Source organism: Allobosea sp. OAE752 (assembly GCF_050433265.1).
Taxonomy (GTDB): Bacteria; Pseudomonadota; Alphaproteobacteria; order Rhizobiales; family Beijerinckiaceae; genus Allobosea; species Allobosea spartocytisi.
In genome coordinates this window covers 147539-166514 of record NZ_JBNPXO010000001.1, presented here as the reverse complement: position 1 = coordinate 166514, position 18976 = coordinate 147539, and the positions used below count along the sequence as shown (strand labels likewise).

General features: G+C 66.8%; 17 protein-coding genes and 1 riboswitch. Of the genes, 7 read left to right on the top strand and 10 right to left on the bottom strand.

The window, feature by feature from the left end; all coding sequences use genetic code 11:
• Position 1 precedes the first annotated feature (1 nt).
• Entirely contained in the window at positions 2-289 is a 288-nt protein-coding gene (locus GGC47_RS00740) for a hypothetical protein (protein ID WP_133561678.1), read from the top strand.
• A 54-nt stretch (positions 290-343) separates the two neighbouring features.
• Here GGC47_RS00740 and GGC47_RS00735 read toward each other — a convergent pair whose 3' ends face one another.
• The 7 genes from GGC47_RS00735 to GGC47_RS00705 form a co-directional block, all read right to left on the bottom strand.
• Positions 344-1510 carry an NAD(P)/FAD-dependent oxidoreductase gene (locus GGC47_RS00735; RefSeq protein WP_112764216.1) on the bottom strand — a complete coding sequence of 389 codons (1167 nt, stop codon included), beginning with the start codon at positions 1508-1510 and terminating at the stop codon, positions 344-346.
• Positions 1511-1518: 8 nt separating this feature from the next.
• Positions 1519-3129 carry an FAD-dependent oxidoreductase gene (locus GGC47_RS00730; RefSeq protein ID WP_142020433.1) on the bottom strand — a complete coding sequence of 537 codons (1611 nt, stop codon included), beginning with the start codon at positions 3127-3129 and terminating at the stop codon, positions 1519-1521.
• Between the two features lie 98 nt (positions 3130-3227).
• Positions 3228-3980: an amino acid ABC transporter ATP-binding protein gene (locus GGC47_RS00725; RefSeq protein ID WP_038361875.1), complete on the bottom strand. Its 753-nt coding sequence runs from the start codon at positions 3978-3980 to the stop codon at positions 3228-3230.
• Positions 3981-3982: 2 nt separating this feature from the next.
• On the bottom strand, positions 3983-4834 hold the full coding sequence (locus GGC47_RS00720; protein WP_142020434.1) for an amino acid ABC transporter permease: 852 nt from the start codon (positions 4832-4834) through the stop codon (positions 3983-3985).
• Positions 4831-5571 carry an amino acid ABC transporter permease gene (locus GGC47_RS00715; protein ID WP_113253230.1) on the bottom strand — a complete coding sequence of 247 codons (741 nt, stop codon included), beginning with the start codon at positions 5569-5571 and terminating at the stop codon, positions 4831-4833. Before GGC47_RS00715 ends, GGC47_RS00720 begins: the two co-directional genes overlap by 4 nt.
• 116 nt (positions 5572-5687) lie before the next feature.
• Complete coding sequence (locus tag GGC47_RS00710) at positions 5688-6509, bottom strand: transporter substrate-binding domain-containing protein (RefSeq protein ID WP_142020435.1); 822 nt, start codon at positions 6507-6509, stop codon at positions 5688-5690.
• An 88-nt stretch (positions 6510-6597) separates the two neighbouring features.
• On the bottom strand, positions 6598-7599 hold the full coding sequence (locus tag GGC47_RS00705) for a GlxA family transcriptional regulator (protein ID WP_142020436.1): 1002 nt from the start codon (positions 7597-7599) through the stop codon (positions 6598-6600).
• 55 nt (positions 7600-7654) lie between these two features.
• Here GGC47_RS00705 and GGC47_RS00700 point away from each other — a divergent pair, with 55 nt between their 5' ends.
• From GGC47_RS00700 to GGC47_RS00685, 4 genes are read left to right on the top strand one after another with little or no spacing between them, the layout of a single operon-like run.
• The gene (locus GGC47_RS00700) at positions 7655-8905 is read left to right on the top strand and encodes a sarcosine oxidase subunit beta family protein (protein ID WP_113253233.1); all 1251 of its coding nucleotides are present in this window, start codon (positions 7655-7657) and stop codon (positions 8903-8905) included.
• Between the two features lie 24 nt (positions 8906-8929).
• A complete protein-coding gene (locus tag GGC47_RS00695) occupies positions 8930-9205 on the top strand; it encodes a sarcosine oxidase subunit delta (protein ID WP_133561664.1) in 276 nt (91 codons plus the stop codon).
• Positions 9202-12186 (top strand): sarcosine oxidase subunit alpha family protein, encoded by a 2985-nt coding sequence (locus GGC47_RS00690; protein ID WP_142020437.1) that lies wholly within the window; start codon positions 9202-9204, stop codon positions 12184-12186. Before GGC47_RS00695 ends, GGC47_RS00690 begins: the two co-directional genes overlap by 4 nt.
• Entirely contained in the window at positions 12179-12796 is a 618-nt protein-coding gene (locus GGC47_RS00685) for a sarcosine oxidase subunit gamma (protein WP_142020438.1), read from the top strand. Before GGC47_RS00690 ends, GGC47_RS00685 begins: the two co-directional genes overlap by 8 nt.
• A 35-nt stretch (positions 12797-12831) precedes the next feature.
• Here the strand turns inward: GGC47_RS00685 and GGC47_RS00680 are convergent, their stop codons facing one another.
• The 3 genes from GGC47_RS00680 to GGC47_RS00670 form a co-directional block, all read right to left on the bottom strand.
• Positions 12832-13101 (bottom strand): hypothetical protein, encoded by a 270-nt coding sequence (locus GGC47_RS00680; protein WP_038361897.1) that lies wholly within the window; start codon positions 13099-13101, stop codon positions 12832-12834.
• A 194-nt stretch (positions 13102-13295) separates the two neighbouring features.
• On the bottom strand, positions 13296-13562 hold the full coding sequence (gene rpsU / locus GGC47_RS00675; protein ID WP_038361899.1) for a 30S ribosomal protein S21: 267 nt from the start codon (positions 13560-13562) through the stop codon (positions 13296-13298).
• A gap of 139 nt (positions 13563-13701) precedes the next feature.
• Positions 13702-13911 carry a cold-shock protein gene (locus GGC47_RS00670; RefSeq protein ID WP_038361902.1) on the bottom strand — a complete coding sequence of 70 codons (210 nt, stop codon included), beginning with the start codon at positions 13909-13911 and terminating at the stop codon, positions 13702-13704.
• Between the two features lie 538 nt (positions 13912-14449).
• Positions 14450-14651, top strand: a riboswitch (cobalamin riboswitch).
• A 112-nt stretch (positions 14652-14763) separates the two neighbouring features.
• Between GGC47_RS00670 and GGC47_RS00665 the strand changes: the two genes are divergently transcribed.
• The gene (locus tag GGC47_RS00665; protein ID WP_142020439.1) at positions 14764-17679 is read left to right on the top strand and encodes a ribonucleoside-diphosphate reductase subunit alpha; all 2916 of its coding nucleotides are present in this window, start codon (positions 14764-14766) and stop codon (positions 17677-17679) included.
• A gap of 88 nt (positions 17680-17767) precedes the next feature.
• The gene (locus tag GGC47_RS00660; RefSeq protein ID WP_142020440.1) at positions 17768-18895 is read left to right on the top strand and encodes a ribonucleotide-diphosphate reductase subunit beta; all 1128 of its coding nucleotides are present in this window, start codon (positions 17768-17770) and stop codon (positions 18893-18895) included.
• The last annotated feature ends 81 nt before the right edge of the window (positions 18896-18976 follow it).

Here is an 18976-nt window from a genome sequence, read left to right as displayed (position 1 = left end):
AATGGCTCGCTATACGGACGAGCTCGCAGCGATCGTCGCCTATGAGCAGGAGTTGCGCCGCCAGATCGGCGAGCGCCTCGCGCTGGAGCGCGGCGAATCGACCCGCGACGGCCTTTCCGAGGAGCAGGTCGCCCTGGCCGAGGCCGCTATCCTGGCCTGGCAGCAACAGGGTGAGGAAGAGCAGGACCTGCATGCCTTCAGGGCGATGGGGCCCCTTCAGGAACTGCTCGTCGAGCATCGTGCCGCTCTCGACAGGATCGACGACATCCACGACCGCAGGCTCTCATGACGAACGGCGGCGATAACCTCCCGACAATCGCTTGAGGTTCCGGCCAGCACTGTCTCACGCAGCCAGAACTTCCGCTGCCGCCGTCACCTGCCAGCCCTGCAATTCGCGCCAGTTGGGCTCCAGCGCGGCGAAGCGCGACAGCTTGAAGCTCGAAATGTCGGCGAAGCCGCATTCGCCGTCGACGACCAGATCGCGGATGGCGTGGCCGCTCGCCGGTGACAGGCCGAACCCGACGCTCGACAATGTCGCGACCACGACATTCGCCTGCGAATCCAGCCGGTCAATGACGGGGCGGCCATCGGGCGTGTTCTCGATGACGCCGGCCCAGGAACGGATGATCCGGGCATGAGCCGCCTTGGGCAGAAGCTCGGCGAGGCGCTTGCCCATATGCAGCATCAGCGGCGTGGTCGGCTTGGCAGGCGTGCCTTGCTCGGCGAGTGCGAGCCATTCATGCGGGCCGCCGCCATAGGCGAGGTTGCCGCGGAGCGTCTGGCGCCCGTAGAGGCCGCAGCCATCGACACCGCCGAGCGGCATCAGCGGCAAGGGCTCGGTCACGATCATCTCGCAGCGGGCCGACTGCACCGGCACCTCCTGCCCGAGCATCGCCGAGAGCCGCCCGGTCTGCGGGCCGGCGGCGAGCACGAGGCTGTCGCAGCCGATGACGCCGCAATCGGTCTCGACGGCGGTCACGCGCCCGCCTTCGCTGCGGAAGCCGGTGACGGTCGTGTGCTGCAGGAGACGCCCGCCATGATCCTGCATCGCCCAGGCATAGCCCTGCAACGTGCGGTGCGGGTTGGCATGGCCGCCGAATTTGTAGTGGTAGCCGCCGACGATGGTGTCGCCCGCCAGCGGCACCATTTCCTTGGCCTGCCTGACGTCGAGCACCTCGGATTGGAAACCCTGCCGCTCGGCATTGCGCAAGGCGCGGCCGTAAAGCGCCATCTGGTGTTCGCTGGAGGCGAGGCGGATGCGCTCGCCCCGGAACTCCGTGGGATAGCCGAGCATCTCGTCCAGGATCGGCCAGAGCCGCTGCTCCTCGGCAAAGAGCGGCGAGTGGTGGTGCGAGCAGCCGCCGCCATTGCGGCCGGAAGCCTCCCAGCCGATCAGGCCCTTCTCCAGCACCAGCACATCGACGCCATCGCGCGCCAGCCACCAGCCGGCGGAGAGGCCGGTGACGCCGCCGCCGACGATGACGACCGAAGCTCCCTTGATCTCGTTCATCATGGCTCTCACTCGCTCGCGACGGGGCCGGTCGCGTCATTGCCCGCGACGGTGTAGCGTTCCGGCACCTCCCAGAACGGTCGCCACTGCGCATGCATGCCGAACCAGGTGTCCCAATGCTCGGCCTGCTCGGGCGCTTCCGGGACGGATAGCGTCATGGACAACGGCATCGGGCGAGTCGGAGCCCGGTAGCCGGCAAGGGGGATCGCCGAGAGTGGTTGCGCGGCGCCCAGCGCCAGCAGGGCCGCGACCTGCTCGCGGCAGCGGCGACCCTGGCAGGGGCCCATGCCGGCGCGTGTCAGGCGCTTGACCTGGTCGGGATTGGGCGGGCCGTCGCCGAGCAGCGCCGCGAGCGAACGATCATTGCGGCGCTCGTTCTGCCAGTCCAGATAACGCGGCGGCCGGACCTCGAGAATCTCGCGGGCCGTCACCTCCTCGCATTGGCAGACATGAAACTCCGCGCGGGCCTCGATCACGCTCGCGCGCACCCAGGCCAGGCGATAGGCGCTGATATCGTATTCCGGCGCCGGCGGTTGCGAGGCTGTTGCTGTGATCGCCTCCTCGGCGAGCGCGGCGACGGCGCGCGCGGCTTCCGCCTCGGCGATGGCGCGGTCGCGGGTCTTCGCGGCCCAGATGCCGGCACAGTCGCCGACCGCATAGACGTTGGCGAAGCTGGTGCGCTGGTCCGCATCGAGCACCGGTGCGTAGCCACCGCGCTCGGCCTGGAACGCGACCTTGCCGCCAGCGGCATCGAGCAGGTCGATGACCGCGGTCGTGCCGACGGCGAGCACGATGCCGTCGCAGGCGAGGCTGCGTTCCTCGGCCGAAGGCTTTCCGGCCTCGTCGAGCTTTGCGAGCAATGCCGCCTCGACACCGTCGCGGCCGGCTGCCTCGCGCACGACATGGCGGGTCAGGATCTCGGTTCCGCTCTCGCGCAGTCCCGCCAGCAGCGCCACATCGCCAATGATCTCCGCGGCCTGCTCGATGACCGCCGCAATGCTGGCGCCGGCCTCCCGCAAGGCGAGCGCCGTGGTCAGCGCCTCCGTGCTCGAGCCAAGAACGACGAGCTTGCGCGGACCGAGCGCGCCGTAGCGCGTGGCCAGAGCAAGCGCGGCGGTGGCGCCCATCACCCCCGGCTTCTCCCAGCCGGGGAAGCCGAGACCCATGTCGCGCCGACCGCAGGCGAGGATGATGTGCCGCGCCTGGACGAGAAAGCTGCGCTCCTCATCGGCCAGGCCCGCGACGAGGCCGGGCATCCAGCCGAGAGCTGGGCCATTGGCGTAGAGCCCCCAGCAGGCGGTGCCGAGGCGCAGGTCAATGCCGGCCTCGAAAGCCTCCGCGATCCGCGGTTCGGAGGCCACGAATGCCTCCATCATGGCGTTGCGATTGCGGGCGCTGGCCGCCATGCCCTGCCCGAAATGCAGCGGCACCTCATCGCCCATCGTCTTGAACGGGATGGGGTTCTCGTCGACCAGCAGCACGCCCAACCCGCGCGCAGCCGCCCCGATCGCGGCTTCGAGGCCGGCCGGACCGGCGCCGACGACGAGGACATCGACATTTTCGTCGATGGTCAGGGGCTTGCCGGTGACGGATTTGGGATCTGAGGCCGGGATGTTCATGGGTACCCCTCTCGAATGACGCCGTTCATTCCTGGGTCGATGGCCTGTGGCGGCTGGCCAAAATGCGATATCGGCCCGCCCGGAGACGGCATGGCGCGTCACAGAACCTGTTCAAGGAAGGCACGGGTGCGCGTCTCGCGCGGCGCACCGAAGAATTCGGCCGGCGGCGCGTGCTCGACGATCACGCCGCCATCGGTGAAATAGACATGGTCGGCGACCTCGCGGGCGAAGCCCATCTCATGGGTGACGAGGATGCAGGTCATGCCCTCCGCAGCGAGATCGCGGATGGTGACGAGCACTTCCTTCTTGGTCTCGGGGTCGAGCGCGGCGGTGACTTCGTCGAACAGCATGACCTTCGGGTTCATCGCCAGCGAGCGGGCGATGGCGACGCGCTGCTGCTGCCCGCCCGAGAGCTCGCCCGGATAGGCGTCGTGCTTGTGCGAGAGGCCGACCTTGGCGAGCAGGCGCCTGGCCCGCTCCTCGACCTCGGCGCGGTCCTGCTTCAGCACATGGACCGGCGCCATCATCACGTTCTGCAGCGCGCTCTTGTGCGGGAAGAGATTGTACTGCTGGAAGACGATGCCGACATCGCGGCGCAGCGCCAGCTTGTCGAGCGCGGGGTCGTTGACCTGCCGGCCGGCGACCGTGATCGAGCCCTTGCTGATCGGCACCAGCGCGTTGATGCAGCGCAGCAGCGTCGACTTGCCCGAGCCCGAGGGGCCGATGATGCAGACGGTCTCGCCGCGGCGGATGGTCAGGCTGACGTCCTTCAGCACCGGGAAGGCGCCGAAGGCTTTTTCGACGCCCTCGACCACGACGACCGGCTCGCCGAGTTCATGCTTGGCAGCCATGGTCATCCCTTCACGTTGAAGCGGCGCTCGATCGCCATGGTGAGCCGGGCGATCGGGTAGCAATAGGCGAAGAACATCAGCAGAAGCAGCAGGTACATCGGCAGCATCAGATCGGGCCGGCTCTCGGCGACGAGCGCGGCGCGCGTCACCGTCAGCCCGTCCTGGATGCCGACGACCGAGATCAGTGTCGTGGCCATGGTCAGGATGGCGTAGAGGTTCATCCAGGGCGGAATCATCCGCTTGAAGGCCTGCGGCAGGATGATCATCCACATCGTCTGACGCCGCGTGAAGGCGAGCGCCTCGGCCGATTCCCATTGGCCGGAGGGAATCGAGCGGATGCCGCCGCGCACGATCTCGGAGACATTGGCCGCGACCGGCAGCGCGAGCCCGATGATCGCCTTGACCCAGGCCGGAAAGGCGATGGTGAACGGGCCGAGCCTGATCTCGAAGGGCAGCAGGAACATCGCGTAGAACAGCAGGACGAGCCAGGGCGCGTTGCGGAAGAACTGCGTCGCGGCCCAGGCGGGCTTGCGCAGAGCCGCCGAGGGCGAGACCTGCCCGATGCCGAACAGCACGCCGACAGCCGTGCCCAGCGCCATCGAGAGGAAGCTGATCAGCAGATTGAACAGGAAGCCCTGGAAGATCAGCGGCGCCCAGCGCAGCAGGATCGTGAACGCGCCGTCGCGGGGGGCCGGCCCGGTGGCCTGGGCGACAGCCAGCGAGGCGGCGAAGAGCAGGGCGATGCTGGCGACGACACCGAAGCTCAGGATCGCCGGCGCGGCGAGCCCGCTCGATGCGATCGGCACTGCGCGAAACGGTTTCAGGACGGGGAGGTCGGTGGCGCCGGTCTTCATGGCATGTAGCCCGGAATGCGCATGGCCTTCTCCCAGCGATGCATCACCCAGACCAGCACCGCGACCAGCAGCACATAGGTCACCAGCAGCACGTTCATCATCTCGCGGACGTTGAAGACCTCGGACCAGATCTGTGAGGCCGCATAGAGCAGTTCCGGCACGCCGATCGCGTAGGCGAGGGTGGTGGTCTTCACGAGGTTGACGAGGTTGTTGTTCAGCGCCGGCAGGCAGATGCGGAAGGCCAGCGGCAGCACGATCTGGCGCCAGAGCTGGAAGCGCGTGTAGCCGAGCGATTCTGCCGCCTCGACCATGGTCTCGGGCACCGCTTCGATCCCGGCGCGGAAGATCTCCACGTTGAACGCTCCGGCGAAGAGCGAGAAGGCGATGATCGCCCAGCCGGTGCCGCTGACGAAGGGGGACTGCCCGCCGAAACCGTCCGACACGGTGGGCAGCAGGCCGCCGACGGCGAAGTAGAAGAAGGAGAGCTGCACCAGCGGCGGCGTGTTGCGGAAGAACTGGACGTAAGCCCGCACCAGAAGCCGACCGAGCCGCGAATGGCTGCCGGCGACCCAGACACCGACAAGTCCGATCGCGAGCGAGGCCAGGATGGACACGACGCAGATATAGCTCGTGGTCCACAACCCGGTCAGGAAGCGGGAGCGGTCGAAAGTGTCGTAGAAGATCGAGAAATTGAGGCCATGAACATCGTTCAGGCGCTCGAAGAAGGCGGCGATCATGTCCGAAACCTCGGGCGGCCTTGGTGCGTCATGGTCGGGCTTGACCCGACCATCTCGGAAACCAGAGCCCTCTGGTCATGAGATTCTCAGGCGCAAGCCGAGAATGACGCCCGAGGTTACGCGCCGCCCTTCAGCTTCTTGTTGGTCTCGATCAGGTACGGGCTCTGCTTGATGCCCCATTTGCTCTCGAGCGCGAGCAGCTTGCCGCTCTTGTGCCACTCGACCGACATGTCCTTGAGCAGCTTGCCGAAGCCGCCGTCGAGATCGTCGAGGCGCACGCCGATCGCCCAGAGCTGCGGGTCCTCGGAGGTCAGCGGCATCTCGTAATTGGCCCATTTCGGATCGCCGCTCGACAGCGTCGAGACGATCAGCGTGTCGTCGAAGAGGAAGGCGACGCAGTTGTTGCCCTGCAGGGCGTTGAGCCCGTCCGGCACCGAGGGGAACACGACGAGGTCCGGGGAATACATCTGCGAGACCCGGCGGTTGTAATAGGCGCCCTGCACGGCGCAGACCTTGCGGCCCTTGAGGTCTTCCCACTTCTTCAGCCCCGCGCTCTTGGGCGCGAGCACATTGGTGGCGCCGGCATAATAGTTCGGCTCGATCATGCCGATCTGCTTGCGACGCTCGGCCGTGTCGCCGAGCGTCGCCAGGATCATGTCGATGCGGCCCTGGCGCAGGAACTCGATGCGGTTGGCGGCGATGACGGGGACCATCTCGAGCTTGACGCCGAGCTTGTCCGCGACCTCCTGCGCGAGATCGATCTCGAGGCCGACGATCTTGCCCGACGGATCGAGGAAGCCCCAGGGCTTGTAGTCGTTCTTGACGCCGACGGTGAGGACGCCCTTCTCCTTGATCTTGGCGAGCGTGTCCTGCGCGAGGGCGGGCATGGCGGCGAGCGTGGCGGCTACAGCGAGCGCCAGAGCGGTCAAACGTTTCATCGGTCGCGATCCCCTGTCTTTTTTTGAAGCCCTAGACTTCCGGTGGATCGATGCGTGGAATTGACCCCATGCGACGCTTTCTTGACATTCAGCGTCGAGCGATGGGGTGCTGCGGCAGTCTCTCGGATCGTGGCGGATGGCCGAAGCGCCCGCTATAGCTGCGGGAGAAATGGCTGGCGCTGGCGAAGCCGCAGGCGAGCGCGATTTCCAGGACGGAAAGGCTGGTCTGCCGCAGCAGGTCGCGCGCGCGGTCGAGGCGCAGCCCCAGGTAGTGCTCGCCGAGAGAACGGCCGAGATGTTGCCGGAACAGGCGCTCGAGCTGGCGCAGCGAGACATTGGCGAGCCGGGCGAGGGCTTCGCGGGGCTCGGGGTTCTCGATCGTCTGCTCCATGCGGCCGATGACCCGCAGCAGCGGAGCATGCGCGATACCGAGCCGCTCGCGCAGCTTCATGCGCTGGGGGTCTGCGCCCTCCCGGACCTGGGTTTGCAGGAACCATTCGCTGACGGCCAAAGCGAGGTCGCTGCCATGCTCGCGGGCGATCACGGCATGCATCATGTCGAGCGGGGCGGTGCCGCCGCTGCAGGTCAGCCGGTCGCGGTCGATTTCGTAAAGCGAGCGGCGCAGATCGAGGTCGGGGTATTCTTCCAGGAACGCGGCCGCGTGCTCCCAGTGGATGGTGAACCGGTAGCCGCTCAGCAGATTGGCCCGCGCCAGCAGATAGGGCCCCCCCGAAACGCCGCCGATCCGCACGCCGCGCCTAGCCTGCTGCCGGAGCCAGGAGAAGGTCGGCTGATGATGGAAGAGCGCCGGATTTCCTCCGGCGCAGACGAAAAGATAGTCGAGCCGAAGCTCGGCACCGATATTGGCGTCCGGTGCGATGGCGACGCCGTTCGAGGCCGGGGCGGGCGTTCCGTCGATCGAGATGTGGCTCCAGCGGTAGAGCGAATGGCCGGAGAGCCGGTTGGCCGCACGCAACGGCTCGATCGCCGAGGCATAGGGCAGCAGCGCGAAATCCGGGATCAGCAGGAAGCCGACATGGGTCGGTGCGCTGTCGTCGCTAACGGGCAATCGGATGTCGCTATCGAGCATGTCGCGGAGCCTATGTCGGTCAATCTCCGGATGACAAGACCGCCCGGACCCCTCGATGCGCTATTCCGTCTTCTCGCTGCTCGCCCAGGCCCTTCAGGGTCACAAGGGCTGGACCCCGGCCTGGCGCGATCCCGCGCCCAAGCACGAATACGACGTCGTCATCATCGGCGGCGGCGGGCATGGCCTGGCGACGGCGCATTACCTCGCCAGCCGGCACGGCATCACCAATGTCGCGGTGCTGGAGAAGGGCTATCTCGGCTCCGGCAATGTCGGCCGCAACACCACGATCATCCGCTCGAATTACCTGCTGCCCGGCAACACGCCCTTCTACGAGCTCTCGATGAAGCTTTGGGAAGGGCTGGAGCAGGACCTGAACTACAACGCCATGGTCAGCCAGCGCGGTGTCCTGAACCTCTTTCATTCCGACGCGCAGCGGGATGCCTTCGCCCGGCGCGGCAATGCGATGCGGCTCGCCGGGGTCGATGCCGAACTGCTCGGCAGCGAGCAGGTAAGGGCGATGCTGCCCTATCTCGACTACGACAACGCCCGCTTCCCGATCCGGGGCGGGCTCCTGCAGCGCCGCGGCGGCTCGGCCCGGCATGACGCCGTCGCCTGGGGCTATGCACGGGCCGCCGACAGCCGCGGCGTCGACATGATCCAGAACTGCGAGGTCACCGGCATCACCATGGCCGGCGGGCGGGCCGTCGGCGTCGAGACATCGCGGGGACCGATCCGGGCGAAGAAGATCGCCATGGCCGTCGCCGGCAATTCGTCGCGGGTGGCCGCGATGGCGGGCCTGCGCCTGCCGATCGAGACCCATGTCCTCCAGGCCTTCGTCTCGGAGGGGCTGAAGCCGCTGATCGACGGCGTCGTCACCTTCGGCGCCGGGCATTTCTACATCAGCCAGTCCGACAAGGGCGGGCTGGTCTTCGGCGGGGACATCGACGGCTACAACTCCTACGCCCAGCGCGGCAATCTGCCGGTGATCGAGGACGTGATGGAATCGGCCATGGCGCTCTGGCCGGGGCTCGGCCGGGTGCGGATGCTGCGCCATTGGGGCGGCGTGATGGACATGTCGATGGACGGCTCGCCGATCATCGACCTGACGCCGATCGAGGGGCTCTATCTCAATTCCGGCTGGTGCTATGGCGGCTTCAAGGCGACGCCGGCCTCCGGCTTCTGCTTCGCGCATCTGATCGCGACGGGAGAGCCGCACCCGGTCGCGAGCGCCTATCGGCTCGATCGCTTCGCCACCGGGCGCCTGATCGACGAAAAGGGCGCCGGCGCCCAGCCCAATCTGCACTGACCGCGCGCTGCCCGAGGATCCCCCATGCGCATCACTTGCCCCCATTGCGGCGCGCGCGACGCCCAGGAATTCACCTATCTCGGCGCGGCCGATCCGCAGCGACCCGACGGGATGGCAGCGACGGAAGCGGCGATGACCGAGTACGTCTATCTGCGTGACAATCCGGCCGGCAGTCACCGCGAGCTCTGGTATCACGGGGCCGGCTGCCATGCCTGGCTGGTCGTGACCCGCGACACCCGCACCCACGCGATCGCCTCGGTCGAGGCCGCCAGGGCGCGCAAGGCGGGAGCCGCGGCATGAGCGGGCAGCCCTTCCGTCTCGCCTCCGGCGGCCTTGTCGATCGCAGCCGGCCGCTGAGCTTCAGCTTCGACGGCAGGTCCTATCGCGGATTTGCCGGCGATACGCTGGCTTCCGCGCTGCTGGCGAATGGCGTGCGGCTCGTCGGCCGCTCCTTCAAATATCACCGCCCGCGCGGCATCCTCTCGGCCGGCCCGGAGGAACCGAACGCGTTGGTCGAGTTGCGCTCCGGGGCCCGCCGCGAGCCGAACACGCGCGCCACGGTGGTCGAGCTGTTCGAGGGGCTCGACGCGGCCAGTCAGAACCGCTGGCCCTCGCTCGCCTTCGATCTGCTCTCGATCAACGGATTGCTCTCGCCGGCCCTGGTCGCGGGCTTCTACTACAAGACCTTCATGTGGCCGGCGGCCTTCTGGGAAAAGCTCTACGAGCCGCTGATCCGCCGTGCGGCGGGCCTCGGCCGCGCGGCCGGCTTAGAAGACCCTGACCATTACGAGAAGGCCTTCGCCTTCTGCGACGTGCTGGTGATCGGCGGCGGTCCGGCCGGCCTTTCCGCCGCGCTCGCAGCGGGGCGCAGCGGCGCCCGGGTCATCCTCTGCGACGAGGATTTTCGCCTCGGCGGGCGCCTGCTGGCCGAGAGGCGCGAGATCGATGGCAAGCCGGCGGCCGAATGGCTGGCGGCGACGCTGGCCGAGCTCGAGAGCCTGCCCGAAGTGCGGATCATGCCGCGCACCACCGTCTTCGGCCTCTACGACCACGGCATCTATGGCGCGGTCGAGCGTGTCGGCGATCACCTGCCCGAGCCGGCGCCGCATCAGCCGCGACAGCGCGGCTGGCGCATCCATGCCAAGCGCGCGATCCTCGCCGCAGGCGCACTGGAACGGCCGATCGTCTTCCCCGGCAATGATACGCCGGGCGTCATGCTGGCGGGAGCGGCACGCACCTACGTCAACCGCTACGGCGCATTGCCGGGCCGCGAGGCGGTGCTGTTCACGGCCGGGGACGATGGCTGGGCCACGGCACGCGATATCGCCGCAGCCGGTAGCCGCATCGCTGCCATCGTCGATGCCGGCGGCGACTCAGATCCCGCCCGCAAGGCGCTCGCCGACAAGCTTGGTGCGAGGCTGTTCGCAGGCGGCGCGGTCGAAGGCACGCGCGGCGGCCGCCACCTCAGCAGCGTCACCATCCGCGATGCATCCGGCGCGACGACGGCTGTCGATTGCGACCTGCTCGCCGTCTCCAATGGCTGGAACCCGACGCTGCATCTGACCTCGCATCAGAACGGCAAGCCGGCCTGGGACGACGGCCTGCAATGTTTCGTGCCGGGCTCCTTGCCGGCGGGCCTTGCTGTCGCCGGCAGCGCGGCCGGGCGCTTCACGCTGGCGCAGGCGCTGGAGGACGGCGCGCGGCTCGGCCGCGAGGCTGCGGCCGAAGCCGGGCTGACGCCTGCGCCGCCGGCACCCGTGCCTGCGACCGATCCCGAGACGACCGCGCTGCGGCCGCTCTGGCGAGTGAAGGGAACGAAGGGCAAGGCTTTCGTCGACTACCAGAACGACGTCACCGACAGGGATGTCGAACTCGCCGCACGCGAGGGCTTCCGGCCGGTCGAGCATCTCAAGCGCTACACCACGCTCGGCATGGCGACGGACCAGGGCAAGACCTCGAACCTCTCCGGCCTCGCCATCATGGCCGAGCAGACGGGCAGGACGATCCCGCAGACGGGCACCACGACCTTCCGGCCGCCCTATACGCCGGTCGCGATCGGCGCGCTCGCGGGCCATCATCGCGGCAAGGAATTCAGGCCGGTGCGGCTGGCACCGACCCATGACTGGTCGCGGGAGCAGGGCGCCGTCTTCGTCGAGGCCGGCCCATGGCTGCGGGCGCAGTACTATCCGCGCCCCGGCGAAAACGACTGGCAGGCGACGGTCGATCGCGAGGTCAAGGCCGTGCGCGCGAGCGTCGGCCTCTGCGACGTCTCGACGCTCGGCAAGATCGACATCCAGGGGGCGGAGGCCGCCGAGTTCCTGGAGCGCGTCTACATCAATGGCTGGAAGGCCCTGCCGGTCGGCAAGGCGCGCTACGGCCTGATGCTGCGCGAGGACGGCTTCGTCATGGATGACGGCACCACCTCGCGTCTGGGCGAGCACCATTTCCTGATGACGACCACGACGGCCAATGCCGGCAAGGTGATGCAGCATCTGGAGTTCTGCCATCAGGTGCTGTGGCCGGAACTCGATGTCCGCATGGTCTCGGTCTCCGAGCAATGGGCACAAGCTTCCATCGCCGGGCCCAAGGCGCGCGAAACCCTACGCGGCGTCGTCGATCACGAGCACGACCTCTCGAACGAGGCCTTCCCCTATCTCGCGGCGCGCACCGTGACGGTCGGCGGCGGCATTCCGGCGCGGCTGTTCCGGATCTCCTTCTCGGGCGAATTGGCCTATGAACTGGCGGTTCCGGCCGCCTATGGCGATGCGATGATGCGCGCCCTGATGCAGGCCGGCCAGCCCTTCGGCATCACGCCCTATGGCACCGAGGCGCTCGGGGTGATGCGCATCGAGAAGGGCCATGTCGCCGGCAACGAGCTCAACGGCCAGACCACGGCGCGCGATCTCGGCCTCGGCAAGATGATGTCTTCGAAGAAGGACTATATCGGCCGCCTGATGGCGGGCAGGCCGGCCCTGATCGAGCGGGACCGGCCGTCCTTCGTCGGCTTCAAGCCGGTCGATCCCTCCCAGCGCCTGCGGGCCGGCGCCCACTTCATCGGCATCGGCAAGGCGGCGGTGATGGAGAACGACGAGGGCTACATGACCTCGGTCGCCCATTCGCCGCATCTCAACCACTGGATCGGCCTCGGCCTGATCCGGAACGGCGCCGGTCGCATCGGCGAGCGCGTGCGCGCCTATGATCCCGTCCGAAACGGCGACATCGTCGTCGAGATCTGCTCGCCCGTCTTCGTCGATCCGGAAGGAAACCGCCTCCATGGCTGAGATCGCGACCTCATGGCGCCCGCGCAGCGCCTGGGCGGGCATCGCGCAACCCGGCTCCTTCGGCGCGAAGGGCGAGACCGGCGTCGTTGCGACGCTGCTGGATGGTTTCGGCCTGGCGACCCTGATCGCTGAACCGGGTGCGGCGATGGCCCTGTCGCGGGCCGTCAAAGGCCGGCTCGGCATCGCGCTGCCGGAGATGCCGAGGATCGTATCGGGCGGGGTCCATGACGCGATCTGGGCGGGGCCGGACCAATGGCTGCTGCGCGCGGCTTCGCGCGACGGCTTCCAGCCATTGCTCGATGAATTCGCGACCCATGCCGCTGTCAGCGATCAGAGCGATGCGCGCGCCGCCTTCCGGCTTCAGGGTCCCAGGACCCGCGATCTGCTGGCAAAGGGCGTGATGCTCGACCTGCATCCTTCGGCCTTTGGCGTCGGCGAGACCGCCGTGACAAGCGTGGCCTATCTCGGCGTGCAGCTATGGCGGCTCGCCGACGGGCCGGACGGACCCGTCTTCGAGATCATGGTCGCACGCAGCATGGCAGGAAGCTTCTGGTCCTGGTTTGCCGCAGCGGCGGCCGAGTTCGGCTGCCGGGTTGCTGACCAAGACTGACGGCAACGCCTCGCGCGCCATCCTCCGGTTGGAGATCAGGAAGAAGCGGTTCTCCGCCGAACAACGGTCTTGGCGGGCTTGGCTCGCGTCTTGGCTGGCGGCACCGCCGCGGCGGCCTCGGCGTCGGCGGCTTCCTTGGCGAGCCGCAAGGCCCGCAGTTTTGCGGTGCGTTCGCGGACGGCGATCTGCTCCACCCGCAACGCTTCCAGGGCCGTTTCGGCCTCGGCGCGGCGTTGCGCTGCGAGCGTCGCTCTGCTCTGGGCCCGCAATTGCGCCTCTTCCGGCGGAATTCTGTTGCTCGACATCGGCAAACTCCTTCTCGAACGCAGGACGCCAGGGCGTCAGCGGCGTTTTCCGGCAGCACGCTCCTGCATGGATCGAACGGCTTCGGGCAGAACCTTGCGTGGGGCTCGGCTTCGATCCTCGCCGGTTCGGCCTGGCGAGCAGGCCCGGCCCTCGGCGAAATCCTGCGGATTGAAGCCCAGGCCCAAATCCTCGCCTATCGTGCCTGCGCGGGGGCCTGGCCGGGCCGTGCCGGCCGTTCCACGCGCTTCGGCATCGGCAGCAATCCTTCGCGCTGAGCCTGCTTGCGTGCTGCCTTGCGGGCGCGGCGGATGGCTTCGGCCTTCTCGCGGGTTCGCCGCTCGGACGGCTTCTCGTAGGCGCGACGCGCCTTCATCTCGCGAAACACGCCTTCACGCTGCATCTTCTTCTTGAGGACGCGAAGCGCCTGGTCGACGTTGTTGTCGCGAACGAGAACCTGCATTCGAATTTCCCTTCTGATGCAAACAAAAAGGGCCGGGTTGATCCCGACCCCTCCGTGGCTATCCGCCGCTCAATCGAACGGGCGCCGGTACATCCGCGGTCGCCGCTGATCTCGATTGACGCGCCGGATGGCGTCTAGCTCACTCGGCCTGCAGGTTGTCCGCAGACACCTTGCCGGAGCGCTTGTCCTGCACCAGCTCATAGGAGACCTTCTGGCCTTCCTTCAGCGTGCGCAGACCGGCACGCTCCACGGCGCTGATATGGACGAAGGCGTCCTGGCCGCCGTCTTCCGGCTGGATGAAACCAAAACCCTTGTCGGTGTTGAACCACTTAACTGTGCCACTGGCCATGCTGACCTCCTGTAAAGGCTATTGTTCATGCGCCGCGGGTGCAGCGCATTTTTCGATTTGAGCAGGAAGTTCGTCAGCAGTGCGCGATGAAAGCGCGGGGCCAATTCGTTCGGCCTAGATCGATGTTTCTATCATGGTACTTATAAGACACATTGTCAAATGGAAGGTTTTATCTCGCAATATTTTCGGAAAATCAGCCGGGCGCCAAATCGACCGACAGCAACCGTGTGACCCGGCCTGAGACGCGCCATCGCGATATGCTGGGGCGGCTCGGCAGCCATCGCAGACAGCTCGTGGCGGTCGCGAATTGCGCGAAGCTCGGGAACGGGGCGTGCGTCGATCATGGCGGGCGGCGAAGGGGCGCTAGCGCTTGAGGCGTAAAGCATCGCTCGACGCGGTTTCGCCGAAGCGAAGGCAGAGCCGACGTCATTGCCGAACAGCACGAACAGGATAGGCCGGAGGCCGCGCGGTGATCCCCGATCTTCACAGGCGCCGGACGGCGGCATCACGACCTGTTGACAGGCGATGCCCCTTAGCTACTAGATCTGGTGGTCGATGGTCTCTCGAATCGCAAGATCGAGAGCTAAGAGGGAAGCCGGTGAGAGACCGGCGCTGCCCCCGCAACTGTAAGCGGCGAGTTCACGTCCAGGATTAAGTCACTGAGGCTGCAAGGCCTTGGGAAGACGGGACGAGAGCGCTGACCCGTGAGCCAGGAGACCTGCCGCGACCTCGTATACGTCCTCGGGCGGGGTGTCCCGGTGGTGCGCTTGGCAGGTCGCGGCCTTGTGGTGCCGCGCGCCTTCTCGACGCAACCGCTCTGGCCTTTGCCCCCAACATTTGGGGTTGATGCCGATGTCTCTTTCCATTGAAGCCGAGCGGCCTGCCGCCGCTCCGTCAGCCGCAGAGCCGACACTGTCGAAGCTCGCTGCGAGCGAGCCCGGCTACCAGATCATTCGCCGCAACGGCGCGGTGACGCCGTTCGATCCCTCGAAGATCACCGTGGCGCTGACCAAGGCGTTCCTCGCCGTCGAAGGATCGAACGCCGCCGCTTCGCGCCGCATCCACGAAGCCGTCGCGGAGATGACCGAGCAGGTCGTCGCGGGGCTGACCCGCCGGGCCGCGACCGGCCGCACTTTCCATATCGAGGATGTGCAGGACCAGGTCGAGCTCGCCCTGATGCGCGGCGAACACCACAAGGTCGCCCGTGCCTATGTGCTCTATCGCGAGGAGCGGGCGCGCGAGCGGGCGAGGGCGGTTGCCGAGACGAAGCCTGTCGCCTCCGCAGCTCCCTTGCTGCACATGAAGCTCGCCGACGGGACGCTTATCCCGCTCGACGCCGGCCGCCTCGACAAGGTGGTTCGCGAGGCTTGTGCCGATCTCGACGGCGTCTCGGCCGAGCCGGTCCTCACCGAGGCGCGCCGCAACCTCTATGACGGCATCTTGCTCGACGAATTGGCGCTGGCGCCGATCCTTGCCGCCCGCACGCTGATCGAGAGCGAGCCGAACTATGCGAAGGTCTCCGCGCGCCTGCTGCTGGACAAGCTCCGTCGCGAGGCACTGAGCTTCGTCCATGGCCGCGCCGAGCAGGCGACGCAGGAAGAGATGTCAGTGCTTTATGCCGACTACTTCCATGCCTATCTCAAGACCGGCATCGCGAACGAGCTGATCGACCCCGAGCTCGGCCGCTTCGACATCGCCCGCATCGCCGCTGCACTCAAGCCCGAGCGCGATCTGCAATTCGACTATCTCGGCTTCCAGACGCTTTACGACCGCTATTTCCTGCATGTCCGGGGCAACCGCTTCGAGCTGCCGCAGGCCTTCTTCATGCGTGTCGCCATGGGTCTCGCCATCCGCGAGATCGATCGCGAGGGCAGGGCGATCGAATTCTACGATCTGCTCTCATCCTTCGATTTCATGGCCTCGACCCCCACGCTGTTCAATTCCGGGACGCTGCGCCCGCAGCTCTCCTCCTGCTTCCTGACCACCGTCGCTGACGATCTCGACGGTATCTTCAAGGCGGTGAAGGACAATGCGCTGCTCGCCAAGTACTCGGGCGGCCTCGGCAATGACTGGACGCCGGTGCGCGGTCTCGGCGCCCATATCAAGGGCACCAATGGCGAGAGCCAGGGCGTGGTGCCGTTCCTGAAGGTCGCGAACGATACGGCCATCGCCGTCAATCAGGGCGGCAAGCGCAAGGGCGCGGTCTGCGCCTATCTCGAGACCTGGCATGTCGATATCGAGGAGTTCCTCGATCTCCGGAAGAACACCGGCGACGACCGCCGCCGCACCCATGACATGAACACGGCGAACTGGATTCCCGACCTGTTCATGCAGCGCGTCGAGGCCGGCGCCGACTGGACGCTGTTCTCGCCCGATGAGGTGCCGGACCTGCACGACCTCTATGGCAAGCCATTCAAGACGGCCTACGAGGCTTATGAGGCGAAGGCAGCCGCTGGCCAGATCAAGGTCTTCAAACGGGTGAAGGCGCTCGACCTCTGGCGGCGCATGCTGACCATGCTGTTCGAGACCGGCCATCCCTGGATGACCTTCAAGGATGCCTGCAATCTGCGCTCGCCGCAGCAGCATGCCGGCGTGGTGCATTCCTCGAACCTCTGCACCGAGATCACGCTCAACACCTCGGCCGACGAGGTCGCGGTCTGCAATCTCGGCTCGGTGAACCTCGCCGCGCATGTGACGCCCGATGGGCTCGATCAGGCTCGCCTGGCCCGCACCGTGACCACCGCGATGCGCATGCTCGACAACGTCGTCGACATCAATTTCTACACGATCCCCGAGGCACGCCGCTCGAACCTGCGCCATCGCCCGGTGGGCTTGGGGCTGATGGGTTTCCAGGACGCGCTCCAGACACTGCGTCTGCCGGCGGCCTCGGAAGGCGCCGTCGCCTTCGCCGATACGTCGATGGAAGTGATCAGCTTCCATGCGATCCAGGCCTCGGTCGATCTCGCCGCCGAGCGCGGGCGCTATCCGAGCTTCGAGGGTTCGCTCTGGTCGAAGGGCATCCTGCCGATCGACTCGCTCGACATCCTCTCGGACGCCCGCGACGGCGATGTCGAACTCGACCGCTCCTCGACGCTGGACTGGGAGGGCCTGCGCGAGCGGGTCGTCACGACCGGCATGCGCAACTCCAACACCATGGCGATCGCGCCGACCGCGACGATCTCCAACATCGTCGGCGTCTCGCAGTCGATCGAGCCGAGCTACAGCCAGCTCTACGTTAAGGCGAACATGTCGGGCGACTTCACCGTGGTGAATGCCGGGCTCGTTCATGACCTGAAGGCGAGGGGGCTCTGGGACGAGGTGATGGTCTCGGATCTCAAATACTACGACGGCAAGGTCAGTGGGATCGATCGCGTCCCGGCCGATCTCAAGGCGCTCTATGCCACCTCCTTCGAGATTCCGACGGAATGGCTGATCAGGGCGGCGGCGCGCCGGCAGAAATGGATCGATCAGGGCCAGTCGCTGAACCTCTACATGGCGCAGCCGTCCGGCCGAAAGCTCGACGAGGCCTATCGCCTGGCGTGGAGGCTCGGCCTGAAGACGACCTATTACCTGCGCGCGCTTTCGGCGACCCATGTCGAGAAATCGACGCTGAAGGGCACGGACGGCAAGCTCAATGCGGTCTCGGCCACCGTGCCGGTCGCGGCCAAGGCCGCCGCGCCGATCATCGTCGATATCCCGCTGGAGAATGGCATGGCCGTGCCCAACGCTTGCTCGCTCGACGATCCCACCTGCGAAGCCTGCCAGTAACGGCTGCTTCGGCTCGAACTCTTCGCGATGACAGCGCCCCGGGTGGCCCCCGGCGCCCGCGCCCTCAGATCAAGAACGGAATATCCCCATGCTCGACTGGTCCGACACCAAGCCGGCGCCCCCGGCCAACCCCGCCATCCTGACCAATCCTCCTCCCGCCGCCGACGCCACCGGCCTCGGCGCGATCGACCGCAATGGCGGGCGCGTCACCGTCGACGAGAAGCGCATGATCAATGCGCGCGCCGACGTGAACCAGCTTCTGCCGCTCAAATACAAATGGGCCTGGGAAAAGTACCTCTCCGGCTGCAACAACCACTGGATGCCGACCGAGGTCTCGATGCAGGCCGACATCGCCCTGTGGAAGTCGAAGGACGGCCTCAGCGAGGACGAGCGGCGCATGCTCAAGCGCAATCTCGGCTTCTTCGCGGCGTCCGAATCTCTCGTCGCCAACAACATCGTGCTGGCGATCTACCGACACCTGACCAACCCGGAATGCCGGCAGTATCTGCTGCGGCAGGCCTTCGAGGAGGCGATCCACACCCATACATTCCAGTACATCGTCGAGAGCCTCGGCCTTGACGAGGGCGAGTTGTTCAACATGTACCGCGAAGTGCCCTCGATCACCGACAAGGCGGCCTGGGCGCTGAAGCACACCCAGAGCATCGAGAATCCGGACTTCAAGACGGGAACGCCGGAGAGTGACCAGGCGCTGCTGCGTGACCTGATCACCTTCTACGTGATCTTCGAGGGGATGTGGTTCTACACCGGCTTCGCGCAGATCCTGTCACTCGGCCGGCGCAACAAGATGGTGGGGATCGCCGAGCAGTACCAGTACATCCTGCGCGACGAGTCGATCCATCTGAACTTCGGCATCGACGTGATCAACCAGATCAAGATCGAGAACCCGCATCTCTGGACCAAGGCCTTCCAGGACGAGATCCGCGGCATGCTGCGGGAAGCCGCAGAGCTTGAGGCTGCCTATGGCCGCGATACGATGCCGCGCGGCTTCCTCGGCCTGAACGCGGCGCTCTGCGAGCAATACATGCACTTCATCGCCAACCGCCGCTGCGCCCAGCTGGGCCTGCCGCCGGTCTTCGGCGAGACCGAGAACCCGTTCCCCTGGATGAGCGAGGCGATGGACCTGAAGAAGGAGAAGAACTTCTTCGAGACCCGCGTCATCGAATACCAGAACGGCGGCGCGCTGAACTGGGAGTGAGCCGGTGACAGGGATACCGCTCACCACGCGCCGGTCATCGACCCCTGGCAGGCAGAAACGAATGACCTATCACGGCTCTTT

Bases quoted from the DNA above. Each gene is read 5' to 3' on its own strand.
- GGC47_RS00680 (WP_038361897.1), bottom strand. From the start codon at position 13,101: ATGTCGAGCAACAGAATTCCGCCGGAAGAGGCGCAATTGCGGGCCCAG.
- GGC47_RS00715 (WP_113253230.1), bottom strand. From the start codon at position 5,571: ATGATCGCCGCCTTCTTCGAGCGCCTGAACGATGTTCATGGCCTCAAT.
- GGC47_RS00660 (WP_142020440.1), top strand. From the start codon at position 17,768: ATGCTCGACTGGTCCGACACCAAGCCGGCGCCCCCGGCCAACCCCGCC.
- GGC47_RS00685 (WP_142020438.1), top strand. From the start codon at position 12,179: ATGGCTGAGATCGCGACCTCATGGCGCCCGCGCAGCGCCTGGGCGGGC.
- GGC47_RS00665 (WP_142020439.1), top strand. From the start codon at position 14,764: ATGTCTCTTTCCATTGAAGCCGAGCGGCCTGCCGCCGCTCCGTCAGCC.
- GGC47_RS00720 (WP_142020434.1), bottom strand. From the start codon at position 4,834: ATGAAGACCGGCGCCACCGACCTCCCCGTCCTGAAACCGTTTCGCGCA.
- GGC47_RS00695 (WP_133561664.1), top strand. From the start codon at position 8,930: ATGCGCATCACTTGCCCCCATTGCGGCGCGCGCGACGCCCAGGAATTC.
- GGC47_RS00690 (WP_142020437.1), top strand. From the start codon at position 9,202: ATGAGCGGGCAGCCCTTCCGTCTCGCCTCCGGCGGCCTTGTCGATCGC.
- GGC47_RS00700 (WP_113253233.1), top strand. From the start codon at position 7,655: ATGCGCTATTCCGTCTTCTCGCTGCTCGCCCAGGCCCTTCAGGGTCAC.
- GGC47_RS00735 (WP_112764216.1), bottom strand. From the start codon at position 1,510: ATGAACGAGATCAAGGGAGCTTCGGTCGTCATCGTCGGCGGCGGCGTC.
- GGC47_RS00710 (WP_142020435.1), bottom strand. From the start codon at position 6,509: ATGAAACGTTTGACCGCTCTGGCGCTCGCTGTAGCCGCCACGCTCGCC.
- rpsU (WP_038361899.1), bottom strand. From the start codon at position 13,562: ATGCAGGTTCTCGTTCGCGACAACAACGTCGACCAGGCGCTTCGCGTC.
- GGC47_RS00730 (WP_142020433.1), bottom strand. From the start codon at position 3,129: ATGAACATCCCGGCCTCAGATCCCAAATCCGTCACCGGCAAGCCCCTG.
- GGC47_RS00670 (WP_038361902.1), bottom strand. From the start codon at position 13,911: ATGGCCAGTGGCACAGTTAAGTGGTTCAACACCGACAAGGGTTTTGGT.
- GGC47_RS00705 (WP_142020436.1), bottom strand. From the start codon at position 7,599: ATGCTCGATAGCGACATCCGATTGCCCGTTAGCGACGACAGCGCACCG.
- GGC47_RS00725 (WP_038361875.1), bottom strand. From the start codon at position 3,980: ATGGCTGCCAAGCATGAACTCGGCGAGCCGGTCGTCGTGGTCGAGGGC.
- GGC47_RS00740 (WP_133561678.1), top strand. From the start codon at position 2: ATGGCTCGCTATACGGACGAGCTCGCAGCGATCGTCGCCTATGAGCAG.